This is a genomic window from Caulobacter sp. SSI4214 (genome assembly GCF_012184455.1).
Taxonomy (GTDB): domain Bacteria; phylum Pseudomonadota; class Alphaproteobacteria; order Caulobacterales; family Caulobacteraceae; genus Caulobacter; species Caulobacter vibrioides_E.
The window spans coordinates 1-553 of sequence record NZ_SZWJ01000189.1; the positions used below are offsets into that span (position 1 = coordinate 1).

At 65.8% G+C, this 553-nt stretch carries 1 protein-coding gene; it reads left to right on the forward strand.

Annotation, left to right across the window (positions count from 1 at the left end; translation table 11 throughout):
* The coding region (locus tag FCU40_RS23035) for a carboxyl transferase domain-containing protein (RefSeq protein WP_275052067.1) at window positions 1-553 on the forward strand (553 nt) is incomplete at both ends.

Consider the following 553-nt stretch of genomic DNA (forward strand, 5'->3'; position numbering starts at 1 on the left):
GATGAAGGTGGGCGCGCCGATCATCGGCCTGTTCGACGCGGGCGGGGCCCGCATCCAGGAGGGCGTGGATTCGCTGGCCGGCTATGCCGACATCTTCCTGGAGAACGTGATGGCCTCGGGGGTCATCCCGCAGATCAGCGTGATCATGGGCCCCTGCGCCGGGGGCGATGTCTATAGCCCGGCCATGACCGACTTCATCTTCATGGTGAAGGACACGAGCTACATGTTCGTGACCGGCCCGGATGTCGTGAAGACCGTCACCAACGAGGTGGTCACCGCCGAGGAACTGGGCGGGGCGCGCGTGCACGCGGCCAAGTCGGGCGTGGCCGAGGGGGCGTTCGAGAACGATCTGGAGGCCCTGACCCAGGTGCGCCGCCTGATCGACTTCCTACCCGCGTCCAACCGCGAGGCCGCCCCCGAGCGCGACAGCTTCGACGAAGCCTATCGCGAAGAGATGAGCCTCGACACCCTGATCCCGGCCGACCCGACCAAGCCCTACGACATGAAGGAGCTGATCCTGAAGGTCGTCGACGAGGCCGACTTCTTCGAGATT